Here is a 23300-nt window from a genome sequence, read left to right as displayed (position 1 = left end):
TTTTGTATTTTCAGCCTTCGAGCGCCCGCCACATCTCGGCGTCGCGCTCGGCGGTCCAGACGCGCGGATCGGTGATGCCGCTCATTTCGTCGAAGCAGCGCGAGACGTTGAACGGCATGCAATGCTCGAAGATGACCCAATGGCCGTAGCGCGGCCGGAGTGCCGCCATCGCGTCCTCATAGACCGCACGCAGCCCCTTGCCGGCGCCGACGCCGGCCCGGACGACGTCGGTCAGGTCGGCGAGGAAACCGCGCGTCGCAGCGATGCCGGCCTTGACGGCCGCTGTGCCGATGAGTGCTGCGCCGCGGCCGGGCACCAGCGCCTTGGCCTCGAACGCGGCGAGCCGGTCGAGCGTCGCGGGCCAGCGCGTGAAATAGGCGTCGCCGCAATAGGGCGTCGCTCCTTCCTCGACCAGATCGCCTGAATAGAGCACGTCGCAGTCGGGCAGGTAGACGATTGTGTCGCCCTTGGTATGGCCGGCGCCGATATGGCGGATCTGCACCTCGCGCTGGCCCATGAACAGGGTCAGCTCGTCCTTGAAGACGAGGCTCGGCCAAGTGAGGCCCGGCACGGTCTCGACCGCCTTGAACAGGCGTGGAAAGCGTTGGACCTCGCTCTCGAAATCCTGCCGGCCGCGCTCGCGGATGAGATCGAGCGTGAGGTCGGACGCGATGATCTGCTCGGCGCCATAGGCAGAGGCACCCATCACGCGGACGGCATGATAGTGGGTCAGCAGCACGTATCTGATCGGCTTGTCGGTGATCTGGCGGATGCGCTCGATCAGGTCGCGGGCGAGGAGCGGCGTCGCGCGGGCGTCGATCACCATGACGCCGTCGTCGCCGATCACGACGCCGGTGTTGGGATCGCCCTCGGCGGTCAGGCAATAGGCGCCGGGCGCCAGCTCCTGGAACGTCTCCTGCTTTTCCGCGAGATCGGCTTGCGAGGCGAAGGTCTTGGCCATGGCGTTACTCCTGAAGGGTCGGGGAAGACGGCGCGCCGGCCGCTCGCGCGAGCGCGAAAGCTTGGGCGAGGATCTGCCGGTCGCCGACCTGGTTGCAGAGGATGAGGATGAGGCGCGCCGACAGCGCCTCGGCGGCGGGGCCGTCGAGCCCGTCGTAGAGATGGACGAGTTCGCTGTAGAAGCCGTCCGCGTCGGAGAGCTGCAGCGTGTCGGTCAAGCGACCCATGGGTCGGTCTCCTTAAAATTGCCGAGCGCGCGGGCAAGCGCCGCCTCGGTCGCGGCGGCGTCGAACCGTTCGAACCGAGCCGCGACATGCTGGTCCGGGCGGACGAGGGTGAGGCTGCCGGGAGCGGCACCGTAGCGCTCTGCCAGCAGGCCGGTCGGATCGGCCTGGTCGTCGATCGCGAGCAGGTCGATCGGCACCGGCAGGTGCCGCCAGCGCTCGGCCACGGCGGCGACCTCGGTCGGAATGCCGCCCGTCGGTGTTCGATAGAGGCCGGTGAAACATTGGCCGAGCCGATCGAGCAGCCAGCCAGTTTCTCCCAGCGGGGCGTCGAGACATGGCGCGCCTGGCCGGCTGGCAGTAGGCAGTTCTGCCACATCAGGGCCATTGAGCGGCGAGCCGTCGAGACAGGCCGGCAGGGATAGCCGGCCGCTGTTGACCAGCGCCCGGGCGAACGGCTGCGTCCGGGCGAGGTCCAGCACGGCATCGCGCAGCCGCGTCGCCATGCCGGGCTTGGGCGACATGAAATCGGTGGCGCGGGTCGAATGGGCGATATTCTCGTCCGACGCCGCGATCCGCTCATGATCATAGCTGCCGAGCAGGGCAGGCGGTGCCTTGCCGTCGACCACGAGCGCCAGCTTCCAGGCGAGATTGTCGGCGTCCTGCAGGCCGCCGTTGCCGCCGCGGGCGCCGAACGGCGAGACCTGGTGGGCGCTGTCGCCGGCGAACAGCACGCGACCATGGACGAAGCGCTCGAGCCGCCGGCACTGGAAGACATAGACGCTGGCCCAGACCAGATCGAAGCCCGACCGGTCGCCGAGCAGCCGCTCCAGGCGGGCGATGACCCGCGCCGGCTCGCGCTCGACCTGCGGATCGGCCGCGCGGCCGAGCTGGAAATCAATGCGGAACACGTCGTCCGGCTGGCGATGCAGCAGGGCAGATTCGCCATCATGGAACGGCGGATGGAACCAGAACCGGCGCTCGCTCGGGAAGTTCGCTGACATGCGCACGTCGGCGATCAGGAACCGGTCCTCGAAGACCCGCCCGACGCACTCGAGGCCCATGAGGCGGCGGAGCGTGCTGCGCGCGCCATCGGCGGCCACGACCCAGTCGGCCGTAAGCTCCACCGGGCCGCCGGTCGTCGCCGCCTCGAGCGTGACGGCGGTCCGCTCCTGGCGGAGCCCGGTCACCTGATGCCGCCACATGACGCCCGGATGGCCGAGTTCGGCGAGCCGCGCGATCAGGATCGCCTCGAGCTCATGCTGGGACAGGTTGACGAAGGCCGGATGGCCGTAGCCGGCATCGGGCTGCAGATCGAACCGGAACAGCTCCTCGGCACCGCGGAAGACGCGGCCGACCTGCCAGGTGACGCCGCGTTCGAGCACGGTCTGCCCGACGCCAAGCCGGCTCAGGATTTCCAGGCTACGGCGCGACCAGCAGATCGCCCGGCTGCCGATAGACGGCCCGTCGCCTTGGTCGAGCAGCACGACGTCGCGGATGCCGCGCAGGACGAGGTCGATCGTGAGCGCCAGCCCGACCGGGCCGGCGCCGACAACCATGACCCGGCATCGATCGGGAGCTTCTGCTGTCGTGTGCCCAGCCATTTTCCCTCCCCAAGGCTCGTCCGTTGCGGAGCCTGTCTTATGGCCGGCGACTGTGATCTACTCAGATCCGACGGTCAGTCCTCAGAACTGATGACAAGCCCCCCAAACAAGCTCCCGGAGGGTGGGGCGGAGGAACGCGGAAGATGCTGGAGGTGCCGGTAGCGGCCAGCAGGCTCGTCTCGCCGGTCGGGCTCGCTGCCTTCGAGGCGGTGGTGGGCGTGCTGGGCAGCCGCGACATGGACGAGGTCTCGTTCCGCGCGATCAGCGAGATCGCGCCGATCGACGAGCTTTTCGCGTTCGAGCGGCCGCTGCAGGGCGGACCGCCGCGGACGGTGCTGTCGGCCGGCACCGGTGCCGCTGCCGCGCATCGCGCGCTGGCCTATCGCGACCGCTTCCATCGCCTGGATCCGCTGAACGGCGCCTTCGGCCGCGCCGACGCGGCGGCCGGCCTGATGGTGCTGCGCGTCGAGGCCGGCGACATCGACGATCCGACTTATCGCCGGGCTTGCTACAATGAGCCGGAATTCGTCGAGAAGCTCTCGATTGCCGGCCGCCGTCCGTCCGGCTGGCTGGTCATGAGCCTGTTCCGGTGCCAGGGCACAGGCCGGTTCGAGGCCGGCGAGCTGCGCCGCCTGGTCGGGTTCGGCCGGCTGATGCTGCCGCTGCTCGCGCGCCACGATGTGCTCACGGCCCAATGGAGCGGCCAGAAGCTTTCGGTCGAAGCGCTGGAGGACCGGCTCGCCGTCCTGTGCGCCGACCTGACCGGGCGCGAGCGCGCCGTCTCGGCCCGTACGGTCGCCGGCATGACCGCGGAGGCGATCGGCCTCGACCTCGGCATCGCCACGACCAGCGTGCTCACATATCGCCGCCGCGCCTATCAGCGGCTCAACATCACGAGCGCCTTTCAGCTCTGCGGGCTGCTGCTGCAGTAAGCACGTGCGTCGGGCTCAGCGCTCGACCGCCAGCTCTGACAGGCCGAGCTCCCGGCGCAAGCCGATCCAGCCCTTGGGCGTAACCTCGATCGCACGGGACGTCTCACGCCGGCGCAGCCAGCCGTCGGACGAGAGCCGACGCATGAGTTCGACACCGAGCGGACCCGCAAGATGCGGCGCCTGCTCGCTCCAGTCGAGACATTGCCGGGCGAGACCCCAGCGACGGGCCTTGAGCGCCGTGACGTCGATGCCGAGCCGGCCGAACCACTCGGCGCCGATGCCGGTCACGGCAAACCGCTGCTCGTCAGCAGGCGCGATGAAGCCCCGGTCGAGCATGCCGCGCGTGATCGCGACGGCGACGCGTCCGGCCAGATGGTCGTAGCAGCAGCGGGCGAAGCACAGCTGCCGCTGCTGCAGCGTGACGACGCGCTTGCGCGCCGGCGCCGCGCCGCCGCCCGACGCGCCACCGGCCGTCGCCCCACCGACTGTAGCCAGCGCTTCGAGCGCGTGGGCGACATGGGGGCCGGCCAGGCGGTAGAAGCGGTGGCGTCCTGCGGTCTCGACCGCGACCAGGCCGCCGTCCAGCAGCTTGGCGAGATGGGAGCTCGCGGTCTGCGCAGTGATGCCGGCGATTTCGGCCAACGTACTCGCCGGCCGCGCCCGGCCGTCGGCAAGCGCCATGAGCATCGCGGCACGCCCGCGGTCGGCGATCAAGAACGCGACGGTCGCGACATTCTCTTGCGCACCCATCCGGGACTCCTCTTGGTCTGACGCTGCCCATGATAGCGCCGATGCCGGGCCGATGCTTCGACACGGCTCGAAGCACCGGCGGTTGCCGTCCCGCTACGGTTGCCGCGACCAAAGGCATCATGGGGAGCCGATATGAGCGCGTTGCTATTCCGTGCGGCAGACGAGAGCGTGGCCGCGCGCCACCGGGTGCTGGCCGCAACCAGCGTCAGCTATCTCATCGTCATGCTCGATACCTCGATCGTCAATGTGGCGCTCGAGCGGATTGCGGGCGAGCTCGGCATCGCGATCGCCGGCCTGCAATGGCTGGTCAGCGCCTATACGCTGGCGTTTGCCAGCTTGCTGCTGACCGGCGGCACGCTCGGCGACCAATGGGGGCCGCGCCGGGTCTACGGCGCGGGTCTCGCACTCTTCGCCGGCGCCTCGACGCTTTGCGGCCTGGCCGCGACCTTGCCGGGCCTCGTCGTCGCCCGAGCGCTGCAGGGTGCCGGCGCCGCACTTCTGGTGCCGAGCTCGCTGAAGCTCATCAACCAGGCCTGCCCTGAGCCCGCGGTCCGAGCCCGCGCCATCGGCATCTGGATCGGTTGCGGCGGCGTCGCGATGGCGGCCGGCCCGCTCGTCGGCGGCGCGCTGATCCATGCGTTCGGCTGGCGCAGCATCTTCTTCGTGAACCTGCCGATCGGACTCCTGGGCTTGGCATTGCTGAGCCGCGTCCCGCCCGATGCGGCGTCGATAGGCGGCGCCCGCCTCGATCTTCCCGGCCAGGTCAGTGCCGCCGCGGCGCTGGGCGGTCTCATCGCGGTCTTGATCGAGGGCCGGCCGCTCGGCTGGACCTCGCCGGCAATCTCCTGCGGCATGGCGGCGACCGCCGCGGCCTGGATCTGCTTCCTCGCGGTCGAAGCACGCGCCCTGCGGCCGATGCTGCCCCTGTCGCTGTTCCGCAACGGCATCTTCACCGGATCGACCGTCGCCTCGACGGCCTCGGCCTTCGTGTTCTACGGCCTGCTCTTCGTCACCAGCCTCTATTTCCAGGAGGTGCGCGGCTATTCGCCGTTCCAGGCCGGCGGTGCGCTCGTGCCACTCACGGCGATGGTCGCTGTCGGCAGCCTGCTTTCGAACCGGCTGGTCATGCGCCTCGGCGTACGCTGGGCCGTCTGTGCCGCCTTCGGCGCTTATGGTATCGGCGCGCTCGCGTTCTGGTCGTTCGGGCCGGCTTCGCCTTACCTATGGGCGATCCCTCCGCTGCTGCTGATCGGGCTGGCGGCGGGCGTGATCTCGCCGGCCGCCACGGCGCCGGCCCTGGGTGCGGTCGAACACCGCCGGACCGGCGTCGCCGGTGCCGTGCTCAATGCCGGACGACAGGCGGGGGCGGCCATCGGCGTCGCGATCTTCGGCTCGCTGGTTGCGGCCTTTCCGTCGTTCGAGACCGGCCTCCATGCCGCGCTGGCGACGGCGGCAGCCGCTTCGTTCATCGCTGGGCTCGTCTGGTGGCGAGCGCTTAGGTCGTAACGACGGCGCCCTCGATCACCGCCTTGCGATGCAGCATGCGGAGCAGGTGGCGGTCCTGATCGGTGAGCCGGCCGGCCTTGAGCGCTTCGCGCATGGCGGCGAGCCTGAGCTTCAGGATGTCGGAGACCCGGCTCGCGGCCAGAAGCTCGTCGAGCTTGCGCAAGTCCGCCCGGTCTGGCACGCGCTTCGGGCCCGGCATGGTCTCGGCCGGTCCGAGCAATTCGTTCCAACCGCGCCCGCCCGCGCGCACCATGGCGTCGATGCGGCGTGCCGCGTTCAGGACCTCGCCATCGTGCGCGGAGCCCAGCATGCCGAGTAGCTTCACCAGCCGATCGCGGTCGAACTTGTCCGCCATGGCACCCGTCAGGTCGTGAGCAGCAGCAGCGAGCGCAGCTTCTCGGCGAGATCGGCCGGCCGATATGGCTTCTTCAGGAAATTCGCCGAGCTGACGAGGCCGCCTTCCTGCGGCTGGGTCTCGGAATAGCCGGAGGTGAACAGGATCTTGAGCCGCGGGCGGCGCTTCTGGATCTCGCGCGCCATCGAGACGCCGTCGAGCAGGCCAGGCATGACGATGTCGGTCAGCACGATGTCGATCTCCGGATTGGCCTCGGCCGCGACGAGCCCGGCGTCGCCGGTCTCGGCCTCGATCACCCGGTATCCCAGATCGTCGAGCACGCCGCAGGCATATTGCCGCACCGCCTCGTCGTCCTCGACCACCAGCACGGTCTCGCCGCGGCCGGGGCTCACCTGGCGATGAGCGGCGGCAGCGCCGGGGATGATCTTGACCATGGCGCGCGGCAGATAGATGAGCACGCGCGTGCCGGCGCCCTCCGTGCTCTCGATCAGAATATGGCCGCCCGACTGGCGCACGAAGCCATAGATCATGCTGAGGCCGAGGCCCGTGCCGCGGCCCTGCGGCTTGGTCGTGAAGAACGGTTCGAACACGCGGTCCAGCACCTCCTGCGGCATGCCGGTGCCGCTGTCGGTGACGGTCAGCAGCACGCAGGAGTCGAGGTCGGCCGGCAGGCCCAGCACCTGGCTCGGCTTCGGCTGGGCGTTCGCGGTCTCGATCACGATCCGGCCGCCGTCCGGCATGGCGTCGCGCGCGTTCAGGATCAGGTTGAGCAGCATGCTTTCGACCTGGTTGCGGTCGACCAGGCATTGCCAGAGGGCGGTCCCGGGCCGGAAGTCGATCTCGATCCGCTCGCCGACCGTTTTGCGCAGCAGGTCGCGGATGCCGATCACGACGGCATTGAGGTCGAGCGGCTCGGGCTGCAGCTGCTGCTTGCGCGAGAAGGCGAGCAGTTGCTGCGTCAACCGCTCGGCCCGGCTGGTCGCCATCGAGGCGGCCGAGGCCAGCCGCTTGACGTCCGGCCGGTCGTTGAGCCGCATTTCCAGAAGCTCGAGATTGCCGGCCACGATGGTCAGCACATTGTTGAAGTCGTGGGCGATGCCGCCGGTCAGCTGGCCCACGGCCTCCATCTTCTGGGCCTGGCGCAGGGCCTCCTCGAGCCCGCGCTGCTCCGTCGTCTCGTGCAGGAAGCCGACGCCGCCCAGGATCGTGCCCGCCTCGCCGTAGACCGGCGCGATCGTCGCCTCGAAAAAGCCGCGCCGGCCGGCCTTGGCGAAGACGAACGGCTCGTCCGAGAGGGTGACGGCCTCGCCGTTGATCGCCGATTCCATAGCGCCGACCACGCCGCTGCCGCCGTAGCCGGTACCGAACATTTCCGGCTGGTGCCCCAGGGTCTCGTCGGCCGTGACCCCGGTCATCCGCTCGAGCGCCGAATTCCACAGCGTCAGTTTCAGTTCCCGGTCGAATGCAAACACGCCTTGCGGCGAGCTGCGCACCAGGAGCTCGGAAAATTCTCGCTCACGCTTCAGGGCGGCTTCGGTCCGGTTGCGGTCGGTCACGTCGACCATGAGCGAGAAGGATTGGCCGAAGGCGCCGGTCGCATCGCGCTCGAGCCGCGATGAGAGCAGCACGTCGACGGTCCGGCCGTCCCGGCGCACGAATTCATAGGGCTCGTCGCGCACTTCGCCGGCCGCGAGGAACGCATCCCAACGGCCTTGCCGGAACCGCGCCGCCGATTCGGGCGCCATGAATTCGCTCAAGTGCCGGCCGATGACCTCGTTGCGCCGGTAGCCCAGCATCGCCAGCCAATAGTCGCTGACGCCGACGACGCGGCCGCTGACATCGAGCGAGTGCATCGGCGCCGGCGAGCGGTTGTAGAGCGTACGGTAGCGATCCTCGGATTCGCGCAGGCTCTCGACCGCGGCGTTGCGCTCGCGGATCTGCCGCGACAGGTCGTCGTTGACCCGCTCGAGCGCGCGCGGCGAGGGCAGCGCCAGCGCGCGCCGCATGGTCGGCCAGATGAGGATGGCCATCAGCACAGAGACGATCGCGGTCGCGGCCTTGGCGAGACCCTCGGCCGCATAGTCGGCGTTCCAGAGCGTCCAGACGCTGAAGAAATGGGTCGTGCCGCCGGCGATGATGAAAGTGGCGAATAGCGCGATCAGGCCGGTGAATTCGACGCTGCGCCGCCGCGCGAGGAAAACGATGAGCGCGATCGGGATCGAATAATAGGCAAGCCCGATCGCCGTGTCGGAGATCGCATTCAGCCACAGAAGATCCGGGCGCCCGAACAAGCAGGTACTGCGAGCCAGCAATGCCGAGTTGTCGAAAAAATTGGCGAGCGCGCTCATCGTGTCGGATTTTCCTTCAGCGCAAAGCCGTTCGATGCGGCCATCAGGGGGCGTTGAAAGGTGCGGTGCAACGAGAACGGAACCTCTCTATACCCCCGGATTGTTGCGGCGGGGAAACTTTGCTAGGGTCCGCCCCCGGCTTTGCCGTCCGCCGCTGCCGACCGCCCTCCTGACGAAGGGCGTCGTCGGCCGGCTGCAAGCGCCCCATCTCGAGTACGATTGCCCCGACCTTGGTCACGACACCGCCCACACCCACGCCCTTCGACATCACCCCCGTCACCATCGAAGACGAGATGAAGCGCTCGTATCTCGATTACGCCATGAGCGTGATCGTGTCGCGCGCGCTGCCCGACGTCCGTGACGGGCTGAAGCCGGTCCATCGCCGCATCCTTTACGCGATGAAGGAGACCGGCAACGAGTGGAACCGGGCGTTCCGCAAGTGCGCGCGCGCCGTCGGCGACGTCATGGGTAAATATCACCCGCACGGCGATTCGGCGATCTACGAGGCCTTGGCCCGTATGGCGCAGGATTTCTCCATGCGCCTGCCGCTGATCCAGGGCCAGGGCAACTTCGGCTCCATGGACGGCGACCGGCCGGCAGCCATGCGGTACACCGAGTCGCGGCTCGCCCGCGTCTCGGAATATCTGCTGACCGACATCGACAAGAACACGGTCGATTTCCAGCCGAACTACGACGACCGCACCGTCGAGCCTATGGTGCTGCCGGCGCGCTTCCCGAACATCCTGGTCAATGGTGCGGGCGGCATCGCCGTCGGCATGGCGACGAACATCCCGCCCCATAACCTGGGCGAGGTGATCGACGCCTGTTTCGCCTATATCGAAAACCCCGACGTCACGATCGACGAGCTGCTGCAGATCGTGCCGGGGCCGGATTTCCCGACCGGCGGGCTCATCATGGGCCGCAGCGGCGTGCGCGCCGCCGCGCAGACCGGGCGCGGCTCGGTCGTGATGCGCTGCCGGCACCATGTCGAGGAGATCCGCAAGGATCGCGAGGCGATCATCGTCACTGAGATCCCCTATCAGGTGAACAAGTCGCGCCTGATGGAGCGGATCGGCGAGGTCGTGCGCGAGAAGCTGGTCGAGGGCATCGCGGATCTGCGCGACGAATCGGACCGCGACGGCGTGCGCATGGTGATCGAGATCAAGCGCGACGCCTCGCCCGATGTGGTGATGAACCAGCTGTTCCGGCATACGCCGCTGCAGACGAGCTTCGGCGTCAACGCGCTGGCGCTGAACCGCGGCCGGCCGGAACTGATGACCTTGAAGGACGTCATCCGGCTGTTCGTCGAGTTCCGCGAAGAGGTCATCACCCGCCGCACGATCTTCGAGCTCGGTAAGGCGCGCGAGCGGGCCCATGTCTTGGTGGGCTTGGCCGTGGCCGTCGCCAACATCGACGAGGTCATCCGGCTCATCCGCTATGCGCGCGACCCGGCCGAGGCGCTGGAGCAGCTGACCTCGCGCGCCTGGCCTGCCGCCGACGTGGCGCCGCTCATCGAGCTCATCAACGAGCCGGGCCGCGCGGTCGGCGCCGACATGACCTACATGCTGTCGGAGCCGCAGGCCAAGGCGATCCTGGACCTGCGCCTGCAGCGGCTGACCGGGCTCGAGCGCGACAAGATCGCGGCTGAATTGAGCGAGATCGCCGGCAAGATCACCGAGCTTCTGGGCATCCTGCGCTCCAAGGAGCGCAAGTACGAGATCATGCGCACCGAGCTCAAGGAGGTGCGCGACCAGTTCACGACGCCGCGCCGTTCGACGATCGAGGATGTCGAGCACGAGACCGACGTCGAAGACCTGATCGAGCGCGAGGACATGGTCGTCACGGTCAGCATGAACGGCGCCATCAAGCGCGTGCCGGCCACGACCTATCGCGCCCAGCGCCGCGGCGGCCGCGGCCGCGCCGGCATGGCGATCCGCGACGAGGATTCGGTCAGCCAGCTGTTCGTCGCCTCGACCCACACGCCGGTGCTGTTCTTCACCTCGTCCGGCATGTTCTACAAGCTCAAGGTCTGGCGCCTGCCGGTCGGCACGCCGCAGTCGCGCGGCCGGGCGATCGTCAACCTGCTGCCGAACATCCAGCAGGGCGAGACGATCTCGGCCATTCTGCCGCTGCCCGAAGACGAATCGACCTGGGGTGACCTGACCGTCATGTTCGCGACGGCCAAGGGCAATGTCCGGCGCAATTCGCTCGCCGACTTTGCGAACGTCATGTCGAACGGCAAGATCGCCATGAAGTTCGAGGGCGAGGACGCCGACGACAAGCTGATCGGCGTTGCCGTCTGCACCCATGATGACGATGTGCTGCTGGCGACCCGGCGCGGCAAGTGCATCCGTTTCCAGGCCGATGACGTCCGAGTGTTCGCCGGCCGCAATTCCGTCGGCGTGCGCGGCATCAAGCTCCTGGGCGACGACGCGGTCATCTCGATGTCGATCATCGGCCATGTCGAGGTCGAGACCGCCGAACGCGATGCGTACCTGAGCCTCGCCAACAAGCGGCGCCGTGCCGCGGCGGGCGAGGCCGAGGCGGACGCGCCGGAGGGCGAGGGCGAAGAGGGCGACGTGGCCGAAGCCGCGGAGATTTCCGAGGCGCGCTTCGCCGAGCTCGCGGCCAAGGAGCAGTTCCTGCTCACTGTCTCGTCCAAGGGCTTCGGCGTCCGCACTTCTGCCTATCGCTTCCGCATCACCAACCGCGGCGGCCAGGGCATCGACAACATGGACGTAGCGCGGCGTGGCGACGAGGTGCTGGCCGTGTTCCCGGTCGAGCAGAACGACGAGATCGTGCTCGTGTCGAACGAAGGGCAGGTCATCCGCTGCCCGGTTCACGACATCCGGATCGCGGCGCGCGGCACGCAGGGTGTCGTGATCTTCCGCTTGGGCGAGAACGAGCGCGCCGTGTCGGTCGCCTGCATGAAGGACACCGGCGAGGACAGCGAGACGGAGGAAGGGGCGGAAGGCGAAGAGGCCGCGGCGCCGGAAGCGCCCGAGGGCGACGCGCCGACCGCCTGAGCGGACCCGGAATACGCGGACCAGCAGCAGGAAGGGAATCCCGGATGAGCCAGCCGCGTATCGGCGTCTATCCCGGCACGTTCGATCCGGTCACCAACGGCCACCTGGACGTCATCGTCCGGGCGGCTGCCCTGGTCGATCGCCTGATCGTGGGCGTCGCCAAGAACGACGGCAAAGGTCCGCTGTTCAAGACCGACGAACGGGTCGCCATGGTCGCGGACGAGATCGCCCACCTGCCGGACCGCGCGCTGGCGGCACGCATCGAGGTCCGGTCGTTCGACGTGCTCCTGATGAATTTCGCGGTCTCGGTCGGCGCCCGGCTGATCATCCGCGGGCTGCGCGCCGTCTCGGATTTCGAATATGAATTCCAGATGGCCGGGATGAACTCGCACCTGAACCCGGACGTCGAGACGGTGTTCCTGATGTCGTCAGACCGCCATCAGTTCATCTCGTCGCGCTTCGTCAAGGAAATCGGCTGGCTCGGTGGGGACGTCGGCCACTTCGTCTCCCCGCGGGTCGTCGATCGGCTGAAGGCCCGCTTCGCCGAACAGGACCACGCAGCGGCGCAGGTGGTCGCGACGCCGGGTTGAAGCCGGGGTGCGCCGCTTCATGCGCCGTGCCCAGCCAGGCGAAGCGGCTCGGCCGGACAATCGTCGGCTGGGCGGCCGTCGGCCGGCTTGTCCGCGCGGCCGAGGCGGATATGGATCGACAGGAGATGGGCGGCCAGGAACAGGCCCAGGCCGACAAGCCCGAGATCGTCGCGTGATGCCGGCGGCAAGAGCGCCGGCAGCAGATTGCCGATCACGATCGACAGGACCGTGACCGCGACGCCGGCCAGCAGCGTCCAGAAGGCGACGGCCGTGCCCCAACGGTTCGAACCCATCATCGTCCGCTCCCCGCCCCAATGTTCCCGCCTCATGGGCAAGCGGAATTATCGGGCAATCGCGGACCCGGCGCTTGTGACCACGTTCATACGGTACGCGCAGCCGAGAAAAAGGCCTCCGGCGGTGGAAAGCGTCCGGAGGCCTGTCGTGGGAGAGCCTGAAGATGCAGGCTATCGGAGAAAAATCTGTTTAATTACAATTCATTGTGCGGCACGCGTCATGATGCGATGCAGCTCCCCTGCCGCGGGGATGCCGGCGGCCGGGTCACGGCACCGTCCATGACCAGTCGCCCTGGTGGCAGGTGCGATAGACGTTGGCGGACACCATCTCTATGTCCCGCTTGATGTACATCGGTTCTTGGTTGTGGGTGTTGTTGTGCTTCTTGCACATCGGGACGATCCACCAGCTCCGATCGCTGCGCCGGTCGATGACAATGACATGGGCGCCCACCTGAGCCAGGCGGCCACACGGAACCACGCAGCACAGGACCCGGTCCGAGCCGGTGCAATTTCGCCAATGGGCGATCCAACTCGCGCATTCGCACTTGTTGTCCGTGGTCCCGTTCAGGTTCTTCACCAGCCAGTGAGAGTTCCTGTGGAGCTTCGCCATCATGCACTCCTCAAGCGGTGACACGGCAAAGGTGTGCGTGCCCCTGGACAAGCCCGCCGCTTCCGCGGCGGCTCCGCCTCAAGACTACATCCGATGGTTGATGAAATCAGTTGCCGCGGTGGCGGCGTATGCTTGCGGTGTGACGTCTTTCACACCAGGCAGCGCCGCTTGAAGAGACGCCCGGGTCGATTCCCCTGGCTTGGGACCTATTACCCTTGAGGCCGATACGTACGAGGCGGCAATCAAGAAGATCCCTAAGCCGTTGTTTTAAAACGACTTAGGGGATCTGGTGAGCCCGATGGGATTCGAACCCATGACACTTCGATTAAAAGTCGAATGCTCTACCGGCTGAGCTACGGGCTCGGTCGAGAGGTGTCGTAGAGTCACAACGCGATCGGGTCAACCCCTGTCCACACATGGCGGCGCCCCGTATGGGCGATGTCGCGGCGGATCAGGCCGGTAGCCCGTCAGGCTCGATGCCGAGCTCGCGTGCGAGCTTCCGCAGATCCGCCACCGTGTCGGCCGGAAGCAACAGACCATCGCGCCGGTTGGCGATGTCGGCCCTGGCCTCGATCTCGCCCGGATAGAAGATCTCGTCGACGCCATCGGCGCGCGGGGCGCCCTTGAGGCCGTCGATCATCGCCTCCATCCGCGCCTCGAAATCGGCGCGCGGCTGGAACACCTCGATATTGAGTGCCAGCAGCAGATGGCCGGCGCCGCTGCGCTTTTCGGCCTGGTACGGGCCGTTGACGCCGGGGCCGTAGGCGCTGCCCGTGAGCACGCCCGCCAGCATGTCCATCACGACCGAGATGCCGTAGCCCTTGTGCCCGGCCATCGGCTGGATGATGCCGGCAAGGGCGGCTTCCGGATCGGTCGTGGGCGTGCCCCGGGCGTCGACGGCCCAACCTTCGGGAATCCGGGTGCCGCGCTGACGGGCGAGATAGATCTTGCCGCGCGCGACCGCCGTATTCGCGATGTCGAGCACCAGTGGCGCGTGACGGCCGGCCGGCGCCGCCCAGGACCAGGGATTGTTGCCGACGCGCTTGGCGCGGCCGCCCCAGGGCGCCATGGCCGGGCTGGCGTTGGTCGCGAGGAACAGGATGCAGCCTTCGGGCGGTGCCATCAGCGTGTAGTACATCGCCGTGCCGAAGTGGTTGGAGTTGCGCACGGCGACGGCACCGATGCCATGCGCCTTGGCGCGGCGGATCGCATCGCGCGCGGCCCGGGCGGTCACCACTTGGCCCATCCCGTCGCACCCGTCGACGACGCCGACGGCGCCCATGTCGACGATCTGCTCCGGTGCCGCGACCGGCCGTGCCGTGCCGGCCTTGAGCCTGGCGACATACCAGGGCAGGCGCATCACACCGTGGGACTGGTGCCCCCAGAGGTCGGCCTGGACCAGCGTATCGGCGGCAAGCCCGGCGTCTTCCGGCGGCATGCCGACAGCCACATAGGCGGCGGTCGCGAAAGCCGAGAGACGATCCGCGGCGACGCGCGGGCCGGTAAACACGTCAGCGGGCGACATCGGTGCGCACGGCGAGGCTGCGGCCCAGATACTGGGCCTCGATCCGGACGGCGCCGGTGATGTTGAACGGCCGCGTTACGGTGCCGGTCGAGATGATCGATCCTTCGGGCAGAACCATGCTGCGGCGGCGGGCGAGCGCCACGAAATCGGCATAGGCCTGCACCGGATCGGTCGCGTCGTCGCCGGTGAGGCGGCGGGCCTGCTCAACGCCATCGACCAGCACGACGGCCGAGGCCGCGAGCTCGGCCAAATCCGTGCCGTCGACCGGCTCGCCGACGACGAGTGCCTCGAACGCGGCATTGTCGGCGGCGAAGCTCGGCCAGCCGACCGCGCGCCGGTCGACGAAGCGTGAGCGCACCAGTTCGAACGTGACCCGCGTCTCGACGATAGCGCCCATCGCCTCGCCGGGCTCGTCGTCCGGCCGGATATCGCGGCCCAGCACATAGGCGATCTCGAACTCGACCGTGACCGGCGCCGGGTCGGGCAGGCGGATCGTGCCGCTCGGCTGATAGCAGCGCTGGGCGAGCACGCGCCCGGCGATCGACCCGCCGGCGCCGGTCTCGGCGCGTTGCTTCGGACTGCCGACGCCCAACTTCCAACCCGCGACGCGATCGTCCAGCAGCGCCACCAGCTGGTCCTGGATGTCGTAGCCCTCGTCGATCGTCGTGGGCCGAAGCTCGGGCGGCAGCGCCGTCTCCTGACGGCCGCTCCGATGCCGGTCGGCGAGCCAGGCGGCCGCGGCGTCGGCGGCGGGAAAACTCATCGCTCGGATCCTTCTTCCTGTCCTCCGGGCCGGAGGCGCGCCCCGCGACCATAAGCCGGGAGCGGGCGGGGCTGGAAGCCGATGGGCCTGAATTTTCGGCTGCGACGAAACAGCACGGTGAGATCTGGGCTGCCTATTTTTTGGGCTTCGGCGGCGGACCGATGTCCAGCGACGGCGGAACGCCTGGAGCCTGGGCGCGGCACCGTTCTTGCCAAGCATCGATGAACGAAACAGGTAGGGCTCCGACATATGAGCGGGCGGCAGCGGATCGTTCGCGAGCGGCGGCAATATAACCAGTGGGTCGCCAACCAGACGCTCGAGGATTACGCGCTGCGCTTCACCGCGAAGCGGGCGCGGCGCTGGTCGTCGTTCCGCGTCGCCAATACCGCCATCGGCGCCATCTCATTCCTCGCCTGCGAGGCGATCGGCGGCAGCCTGACGCTCAACTACGGCTTCACCAACACGGCGGCCGCGATCCTGGCGGTCGGGCTGCTCATCTTCGCGACCGGCCTGCCGATCTGCTACCACGCGATCCGGCACGGGGTCGACGTCGACCTGCTGACCCGCGGTGCCGGCTTCGGCTACATCGGTTCGACCATCACGTCGCTGATCTACGCCTCCTTCACCTTCATCCTGTTCGCGGTCGAGGGCGTCATCATGGCGGCGGCGCTCGAGACCTGCTTCGGCATCCCGCGCCCGATCGCCTATGTGCTCGTCTCGCTCGTCGTCGTGCCGATCGTGGCCTACGGCATCCGCATGATCAGCCGGCTGCAGGTCTGGACCCAGCCGATCTGGCTGTTCTTCCAGGTGGCGCCCCTGGTCGCAATCGCGCTCGGCCATCCGGACGAGGTCCAGAACTGGAGCGACTATCGCGGCCTTGTGGGCAACGGCAGCGGCCAATTCGATCTGCTGCTGTTCGGCATCGCCGCGTCGATTCTTCTGTCGCTCATCCCGCAGATCGGCGAGCAGGTCGACTATCTGCGTTTCCTGCCGAGCCGGCGGCGTAAGGGACGCTTCGGCTGGTGGGCGGCGCTGCTGCTGGCGGGGCCCGGCTGGATCCTCATGGGGGCGGCCAAGCTCTTCGCCGGCTCGTTCCTGGCCGTGCTGGCGCTGCAGCACGGCGTGCCCTATGCGCACGCGACGGAGCCGGCCGAGCTCTATCGCGTGGCGCTGCAATACCTGACGCTCTCGCCGCAGGCGGCGCTGATCCTGACCGGCATTTTCGTCGTCACCTGCCAGCTGAAGATCAACGTCACGAACGCCTATGCCGGCTCGATCGCCTGGTCGAACTTCTTCTCGCGGTTGACCCACAGCCACCCCGGCCGGGTCGTCTGGGTGCTGTTCAACATCGCCCTGTCGCTGATGCTCATGAACCTCGGCATCTTCGGCGTGATCGAGCGGATCCTCGGGCTCTATTCCAATTTCGCCGTCGCCTGGCTCGGCGCCATCGTGGCCGATCTCGTCATCAACAAGCCGTTGGGCTGGAGCCCGCCCGGCATCGAGTTCAAGCGCGCCCATCTCTACGACATCAATCCGGTCGGCGTCGGAGCCATGCTGCTGGCGGTGACCGCGTCCACGCTCGCGTTCTTCGGCATGTTCGGCGCCACCGCCCAGGCCTTCGCGCCGTTCATCAGCCTGACGGTCGCCTTCGGTGCGGCACCGCTCATCGCCTGGGCGACGGAAGGGCGCTACTACATCGCCCGCACACCGCAGGCCGCACTCGAGCCCGGCGCCGAGCTGCGCTGCTCGATCTGCGAGAACGTGTTCGAGCGCGAGGACATGGCGTTCTGCCCGGCCTATGGCGGCGCCATCTGCTCGCTCTGCTGCACGCTCGACGCCCGCTGCCACGACAGCTGCAAGGCGGAGGCGCGCTTCGTCGAGCAGATCATGGCGCTGCTCCGGCGCCTGCTGCCCGCCCGTCTCGCGCTCGGCCTCAATTCGCGCGTCGGGCACTTCATCGGCGTGCTGTTCCTGTTCGCGCTCGTCATCGGCGGCGTCCTGACCTTCATCTATTACCTCGACGCGGTCGGCCCGCCGTCCGACCGGATGATCATCGCGAACACGCTGTGGCTCGTGTTCGTGAGCCTGCTCATCGTCTCCGGCGTCGCGGCCTGGCTCCTGGTGCTGGCACACGAGAGCCGGCGGGCGGCCGAGGAGGAATCCGACCGGCAGACCCATATGCTGATGCGCGAGATCGAGGCGCACGAGCGGACCGATGCCGAGCTGCAGAAGGCGAAGGAGGTCGCCGAGGCGGCCAATTTCGCCAAGAGTCGTTACGTTATCGGAATGAGCCACGAGATCCGCGCGCCGCTGAACGCGATCTTCGGCTATGCCCAGCTGATGGAACGCGACGGCGCTGCCGTGCCGGTGCGCCAGAACGCGGTTCGTGTCATCCGGCGCAGCGCCGAGCATCTTTCGAACCTGATCGACGGGCTCTTGGACATCTCCAAGATCGAGGCCGGCCGCTTCATGCTCTACCGCGACCGGGTGCGCATCCGCGACTTTCTCGACCAGATTGTCGACATGTTCCGCCTGCAGGCCCAGGCGCAGGGCATCGCCTTCCACTATGACGGCGCCGAAAGCCTGCCTGTATACGTGTATACAGACGAAAAACGGCTCAGGCAGATCTTGATCAATCTGCTGTCGAACGCTGTTAAGTACACCGACCGCGGCCATGCGGCGTTGCGCGTGCACTATCGCGGCCAGGTGGCGGAGTTCGAGATCGAGGACAGCGGCATCGGTATCCCGGCGGCCGATATCGAGCGCATCTTCGAGCCGTTCGAGCGTGGGCAGATGCCGAACGCACGGGCGGTGCCGGGCACCGGCCTCGGCCTCACCATCACCAAGCTGCTGACCGAAATGATGGGTGGCGCCATCTCGGTCGAGAGCGTGCTCGGCCGCGGCAGCCTGTTCCGCATCAAGCTGTTCCTGTCCGAGGCGACGGCGCCCGAGACCTTGCCGGCGCCCCAGGCGCGCATCGCCGGCTATCGCGGCCCGCGCCGGAAGGTGCTGATCGCCGACGACGATACGGCGCATCTGGAACTGGTGCAGGAGCTGCTGACGCCGCTCGGGTTCCTCACGTTCAGCGCGTCCGACGGGCTCACCTGCCTGTCCTTGGCCGAGGAATGCCGGCCGGACCTGGTGCTGCTCGACATCTCCATGCCCGGGCTCGACGGCTGGAGCGTGGCACGCCGCCTGCGCGAGGCCGGCCATGCCAAGGCGCGCATCGTCATGATCTCGGCCAATGTCGACGAGTTCCGCACCCGGCGCGAGGCCGAGCCGGCCCATGACGACCATCTGGTGAAGCCGATCGACGTGCAGCGGCTGATCGACCGGATCCAGGTGCTTCTCGGCCTCGACTGGATCGAGCACGGCCAGGACGAGCCGGAACCGGCGGCCCCCCACACGATCGAGGCGCGACCGGCCGAGGCCGTGCCGTCGCGCCGCCACCTGGACGAGCTGCACCAGCTGGGCCGGATCGGCTACATCCGCGGCATCGAAGCGAAGCTCGGCGAGATCGCAACGGAGGACGAGAACCTTATGCCCTTCACCCACCGGCTGGGCGAGATCGTGAAGCGCTTCGACTTGAAGCGCTACATGAGCATCCTCGAGGAGTTGCGCGCCGATGAGTGATGTCGACACGCGGCGCGACACCGTCCTGGTCGTGGACGATTCGCCCGAGACCTTGAGCTTCCTGACCGATGCGCTCGACCAGGCCGGCCTGACGGTGCTGGTCGCGGTCGACGGGGCGAGCGCGCTCACACTCTTGCACCAGATCACGCCCGACCTCGTGCTGATGGATGCCATCATGCCGGGCATGGACGGGTTCGACTGCTGCCGGCGCCTGAAGCGCTTCAAGCATCTGGCGCCGGTGCCGGTCATCTTCATGACGGGCCTGAGCGAGACCGAGCATGTCGTGAAGGGTCTCGAAGCCGGCGGCGTCGACTATGTGACGAAGCCGATCGTGGCCGAGGAGCTCTTGGCGCGCATGCGGGTGCATCTGGCCAACGCGCGTCTAACCTTGAGCGCACGCGCAGCACTGGACGCGACCGGGCGGTTCCTGCTCGCCATGGACCGCATGGGGCGCTTGCGCTGGGCGACGCCGCAGGCGGCATCGCTGCTTGCCGCGGCGTTCGACGGTTTCGATGCCGAGGATTTTGCGCTGGCGCCGGATCTGGCCGAGCGGACCCATCTGGCGCAAGGCGAGCGCCTGGCGCTCACCGGCGGCAAGCGCCCGCTGGAGCTGACGTATCTCAGCCGCACCGGGCCGGACGAGATCCTCTTGCGCCTGACCGAGGCGGCAGAGGGCGGCGAGGCGGCGATCCTGAAGCAGGAACTGGCGCTGACCCAGCGCGAGGCCGAGGTGCTGGCCTGGCTCGCGCGCGGCAAGCCCAACCGCGACATCAGCGAGATCCTGGGCATCAGCCCCCGGACCGTGAACAAGCATCTGGAGCAGATCTTCGCCAAGCTCGGCGTCGAGAACCGCGCCTCCGCAACCGCACTCGCCGTGCGCGCGCTCGATCAGCGGCAGGGGTAGGGCTTTTTCCCGTCGTCCCCGCGGAGGCGGGGACCCAGAGCCAGGCGCGAGATGTCTGCCAGCCTTTGCGGCACCCCTGGATTCCCGCCTGCGCGGGAATGACGGAACAGGTTAGTCCCCGCCGCACCCGCGATATACGTCAAACGCCCCATACCGCGGTGCAGCAACTTGCCGCACGCTTTTGTCCGGTCGGCGGCGAGGGCGCCCAAGTCTCATCCCACCGGCCAGGGCTTCACGAGCCGTCTCAAGGCGGCGCAGAGGATTAGGGGGATGGGATGAAAATCTTGACGAGGCGGGCGGCGCTGGCGGGTGCCACGGCCCTGGTGACGGCGCTCAGCCTGACCAACTATGCGCGCGCGGCGGACGACACGATCAAGATCGGCGTGCTGCACTCGCTCTCGGGCACGATGGCGATCAGCGAGACCACGCTCAAGGACACGGTCCTGATGATGGTCGACGATCTCAACAAGAAGGGCGGGCTGCTCGGCAAGAAGGTCGAGGCCGTCGTGGTCGACCCGGCGTCGAACTGGCCGCTGTTCGCCGAGAAGGCGCGCGAGCTCATCTCCAAGGACCATGTCGCCGTCGTGTTCGGCTGCTGGACCTCGGTCAGCCGCAAGTCGGTGCTGCCGGTGTTCGAGGAGCTGAACGGGCTGCTGTTCTATCCCGTGCAATACGAGGGTGAGGAGAGCTCGAACAACGTGTTCTACACCGGCGCCGCGCCGAACCAGCAGGCGATCCCGGCCGTCGAGTACCTGATGAGCAAGGAAGGCGGCGAGGTGAAGCGCTGGGTGCTCGAGGGCACCGACTATGTCTATCCGCGCACGACCAACAAGATCCTCGAGGCGTTCCTGAAGTCGAAGGGCGTGCCGGCCGAGGACATCAAGGTCAACTACACGCCGTTCGGCTTCAGCGACTGGCAGACCGAGGTCGCAGACATCAAGAAGTTCGCGTCCGCCGGCAAGAAGACCGCCGTGGTCTCGACCGTCAATGGCGATGCCAACGTGCCGTTCTACAAGGAACTCGCCAATCAGGGCATCAAGGCGACCGATACGCCGGTCGTGGCCTTCTCGGTCGGCGAGGAGGAACTGGCCGGCATCGACACCAAGAACCTGGTCGGCCATCTCGCCGCCTGGAACTACTTCGAATCGGTCAAGAACTCGACCAACGACGCCTTCATCAAGAAGTGGCACGCCTTCATCAAGAACGACAAGCGCGTCACCAACGACCCGATGGAGGCGACCTACATCGGCTTCAAGATGTGGACGCAGGCGGTGCTGCAGGCGGGGACGACCGACGTCTACGCGGTGCGCCAGGCCATGTACGGCCAGAAGGTCCAGGCGCCGTCGGGCTTCACCGCGGTCATGAACACGAACCATCACCTCTCGAAGCCGGTCATGATCGGCGAGATCCAGGCGAACGGGCAGTTCGACGTGGTGTGGCAGACCAAGGCGCCGATCAAGGCCGACGCCTGGAGCCCGTATCTGGCCGAAGACAAGGGCAAGGTCGCCGACTGGACCTTCCCCTGGGCGTGCGGCAATTGCACGGCGCCAAAATACGCGGCGTTCGAGTAAGCGGCTGACGGAAACGAGGAACCGCAAGGGCCGGGCGGCAGCGCCGTCCGGTCCGGCGCGGCTCGAGTGAATTCATGGGACGGGGTTCCTGTCGTGAAAGTCTTCCGTGCGCTCATTCTGGCAGTCCTGCTGCTGGTGCTGCCGCTGGCGGTGCGGGCGGCCGGCCTGCCGGATGCCGATCTGGCGAAGCTGGTCGCAGGCCTGGCCGGCGACGGCTTCGATGACAAGATCGCGGCGATCGACGGGCTGGGCGCGAGCGGTGATCCGCGCGCGGTCGCGATCCTGAAGGCGCTCGGCGATGGCAAGCTCGCCCAGACCGAGAACAACCAGGTGCTGATCGAAAGCAGCACCGGCCAGTTCGCCGACGCCGTGACCGGTGCCGCGGTGACGCCCGCCGCTGATCCGGACCGCATCCGCGTCAACAACCGGCTGCGCGGTCATATCGAGGGTGCGCTGTCACGCCTCACCCTGTTCAGCCCCGATCCGCAGGATCGCCTCAAGGCCGCGACGGAGGCACTCCATCGTCCGTCGCTCGACGGCGTGCCGGCGCTCGACCAGGCGCTGGCCGCCGAGAGGGACAATACCGTTGCCGCGGCCTTGAAGCTCGCGCGTGCCGCCGCCCTCGTGCGCAGCCCGGACGCTGACAAGAGCCTGGCCGCGATCAAGGAACTCACGGCGTCGAGCGATCCGCAAGTCCGCGCGCTCTTGGGCGAAGTGGCCGGCGACCGGGGCGCCGATCCCAAGGCCGTCGCCGCCGCCAAATCGGCGCTCGCCGGCATCGACCGACGCCTGGCCTTGGTCGAGCTCGGCGTCAACCTGTTCCAGGGCCTGAGCCTGGGCTCGGTGCTGCTGCTGGCGGCGATCGGCCTTGCGGTCACCTTCGGCGTCATGGGCGTCATCAACATGGCGCACGGCGAGATGATCATGCTCGGCGCCTATACGACCTTCGTCGTGCAGGAGGCGTTCCGGGCGTTCCTGCCGGCCAGCCTGTTCGATTTCTACCTGGTCGTCTCGGTGCCGGCCGCGTTCCTTGTGGCGGGCGCCGTCGGTGTGGCCCTCGAGCGCGGCATCATCCGCTTCCTCTACGGCCGGCCCCTCGAGACCCTGCTCGCGACCTGGGGCATCAGCCTGATCCTGCAGCAGCTGGTGCGCTCGATCTTCGGCGCGCCGAACAAGGAGGTCGCCAATCCCTCCTGGATGACCGGCGGCTTCGAGATCCTGGGTGGCTTCACCATCACCTGGAACCGGCTCGTCATCATCGGCTTCGGCTTTGCCGTGCTGGGCGCCCTCGTCCTGGTGCTGAGAAGGACCAATCTCGGCCTGCACATGCGCGCGGTGACGCAGAACCGCAAGATGGCGGCGGTGATGGGCATCCCGACCGACCGGGTCGACGCGCTGACGTTCGGGCTCGGATCCGGCATCGCCGGCATGGCGGGCGTCGCCTTGAGCCAGATCGGCAACGTCAGCCCGAACCTGGGCACGATCTACATCATCGACAGCTTCATGGTCGTGGTGTTCGGCGGTGTCGGTAGCCTGGTCGGCACGCTCGCCGGCGCCATGGGCCTGGGCGTCGTCAACAAGTTCCTGGAGCCGTTCGCCGGCGCCGTGCTCGGCAAGATCTTCGTGCTGGTTGCCATCATCATCTTCATCCAGTTCCGGCCGCGCGGGCTTTTCGCGCTCAAGGGCCGGTCGGCGGAGGCCTGACG

At 67.9% G+C, this 23300-nt stretch carries 18 protein-coding genes and 1 tRNA gene; 8 read left to right on the top strand and 11 right to left on the bottom strand.

What is annotated here, in order from left to right; genetic code table 11:
• Positions 1-10: 10 nt before the first annotated feature.
• From IEY58_RS27415 to IEY58_RS27405, 3 genes are read right to left on the bottom strand one after another with little or no spacing between them, the layout of a single operon-like run.
• The gene (locus IEY58_RS27415; RefSeq protein ID WP_189051346.1) at positions 11-961 is read right to left on the bottom strand and encodes an MBL fold metallo-hydrolase; all 951 of its coding nucleotides are present in this window, start codon (positions 959-961) and stop codon (positions 11-13) included.
• Between the two features lie 4 nt (positions 962-965).
• The gene (locus tag IEY58_RS27410) at positions 966-1187 is read right to left on the bottom strand and encodes a DUF2783 domain-containing protein (RefSeq protein WP_189051345.1); all 222 of its coding nucleotides are present in this window, start codon (positions 1185-1187) and stop codon (positions 966-968) included.
• Positions 1175-2788, bottom strand: coding sequence for an FAD-dependent monooxygenase (locus IEY58_RS27405; protein WP_268237597.1), 1614 nt, complete (start codon positions 2786-2788; stop codon positions 1175-1177). The genes IEY58_RS27410 and IEY58_RS27405 overlap by 13 nt, the downstream gene beginning before the upstream one ends.
• 143 nt (positions 2789-2931) lie before the next feature.
• On the opposite strand from IEY58_RS27405, the gene IEY58_RS27400 reads away from it, so the two are divergent.
• A complete protein-coding gene (locus IEY58_RS27400) occupies positions 2932-3720 on the top strand; it encodes a helix-turn-helix transcriptional regulator (protein ID WP_189051343.1) in 789 nt (262 codons plus the stop codon).
• 15 nt (positions 3721-3735) lie between these two features.
• Here the strand turns inward: IEY58_RS27400 and IEY58_RS27395 are convergent, their stop codons facing one another.
• Complete coding sequence (locus IEY58_RS27395; protein WP_189051342.1) at positions 3736-4470, bottom strand: ArsR/SmtB family transcription factor; 735 nt, start codon at positions 4468-4470, stop codon at positions 3736-3738.
• 132 nt (positions 4471-4602) lie between these two features.
• Here IEY58_RS27395 and IEY58_RS27390 point away from each other — a divergent pair, with 132 nt between their 5' ends.
• Complete coding sequence (locus IEY58_RS27390; protein ID WP_189051341.1) at positions 4603-5976, top strand: MFS transporter; 1374 nt, start codon at positions 4603-4605, stop codon at positions 5974-5976.
• Here the strand turns inward: IEY58_RS27390 and IEY58_RS27385 are convergent.
• Together IEY58_RS27385 and IEY58_RS27380 are read right to left on the bottom strand one after the other, a co-directional pair.
• Positions 5966-6331, bottom strand: coding sequence for a hypothetical protein (locus IEY58_RS27385; RefSeq protein ID WP_189051340.1), 366 nt, complete (start codon positions 6329-6331; stop codon positions 5966-5968). The two genes, IEY58_RS27390 and IEY58_RS27385, sit on opposite strands and share 11 nt — an antisense overlap.
• 8 nt (positions 6332-6339) lie before the next feature.
• The gene (locus IEY58_RS27380) at positions 6340-8679 is read right to left on the bottom strand and encodes a hybrid sensor histidine kinase/response regulator (RefSeq protein ID WP_189051339.1); all 2340 of its coding nucleotides are present in this window, start codon (positions 8677-8679) and stop codon (positions 6340-6342) included.
• Positions 8680-8909: 230 nt separating this feature from the next.
• On the opposite strand from IEY58_RS27380, the gene gyrA reads away from it, so the two are divergent.
• Entirely contained in the window at positions 8910-11705 is a 2796-nt protein-coding gene (gene gyrA / locus IEY58_RS27375; RefSeq protein ID WP_189051338.1) for a DNA gyrase subunit A, read from the top strand.
• 44 nt (positions 11706-11749) lie between these two features.
• On the top strand, positions 11750-12295 hold the full coding sequence (gene coaD / locus IEY58_RS27370; RefSeq protein WP_189051337.1) for a pantetheine-phosphate adenylyltransferase: 546 nt from the start codon (positions 11750-11752) through the stop codon (positions 12293-12295).
• Positions 12296-12312: 17 nt separating this feature from the next.
• Here coaD and IEY58_RS27365 read toward each other — a convergent pair whose 3' ends face one another.
• From IEY58_RS27365 to IEY58_RS27345, 5 genes are all read right to left on the bottom strand, one after another.
• Positions 12313-12591, bottom strand: a complete 279-nt coding sequence (locus tag IEY58_RS27365; protein ID WP_189051336.1) for a hypothetical protein — start codon at positions 12589-12591, stop codon at positions 12313-12315.
• Between the two features lie 262 nt (positions 12592-12853).
• Positions 12854-13201 carry a hypothetical protein gene (locus IEY58_RS27360; RefSeq protein ID WP_189051335.1) on the bottom strand — a complete coding sequence of 116 codons (348 nt, stop codon included), beginning with the start codon at positions 13199-13201 and terminating at the stop codon, positions 12854-12856.
• 284 nt (positions 13202-13485) lie between these two features.
• Positions 13486-13561, bottom strand: a tRNA-Lys gene (locus tag IEY58_RS27355).
• 88 nt (positions 13562-13649) lie between these two features.
• Positions 13650-14723, bottom strand: coding sequence for an Ldh family oxidoreductase (locus IEY58_RS27350; RefSeq protein ID WP_189051334.1), 1074 nt, complete (start codon positions 14721-14723; stop codon positions 13650-13652).
• Positions 14710-15486, bottom strand: coding sequence for a fumarylacetoacetate hydrolase family protein (locus IEY58_RS27345; protein ID WP_189051333.1), 777 nt, complete (start codon positions 15484-15486; stop codon positions 14710-14712). The genes IEY58_RS27350 and IEY58_RS27345 overlap by 14 nt, the downstream gene beginning before the upstream one ends.
• Positions 15487-15735: 249 nt before the next feature.
• Between IEY58_RS27345 and IEY58_RS27340 the strand changes: the two genes are divergently transcribed.
• From IEY58_RS27340 to urtB, 4 genes are all read left to right on the top strand, one after another.
• On the top strand, positions 15736-19119 hold the full coding sequence (locus IEY58_RS27340) for a hybrid sensor histidine kinase/response regulator (RefSeq protein WP_189051332.1): 3384 nt from the start codon (positions 15736-15738) through the stop codon (positions 19117-19119).
• Entirely contained in the window at positions 19112-20023 is a 912-nt protein-coding gene (locus IEY58_RS27335; protein WP_189051331.1) for a response regulator transcription factor, read from the top strand. Before IEY58_RS27340 ends, IEY58_RS27335 begins: the two co-directional genes overlap by 8 nt.
• A 275-nt stretch (positions 20024-20298) precedes the next feature.
• The gene (urtA, locus tag IEY58_RS27330; protein WP_189051330.1) at positions 20299-21594 is read left to right on the top strand and encodes an urea ABC transporter substrate-binding protein; all 1296 of its coding nucleotides are present in this window, start codon (positions 20299-20301) and stop codon (positions 21592-21594) included.
• A 93-nt stretch (positions 21595-21687) separates the two neighbouring features.
• Entirely contained in the window at positions 21688-23298 is a 1611-nt protein-coding gene (urtB, locus tag IEY58_RS27325; protein ID WP_189051329.1) for an urea ABC transporter permease subunit UrtB, read from the top strand.
• The last annotated feature ends 2 nt before the right edge of the window (positions 23299-23300 follow it).

Origin of the sequence: Aliidongia dinghuensis (genome assembly GCF_014643535.1) — a bacterium.
Classification (GTDB): Bacteria; Pseudomonadota; Alphaproteobacteria; order ATCC43930; family CGMCC-115725; genus Aliidongia; species Aliidongia dinghuensis.
Note: the sequence above shows the minus strand (reverse complement) of the source record. Positions and strands in the feature narration are given on the sequence as shown.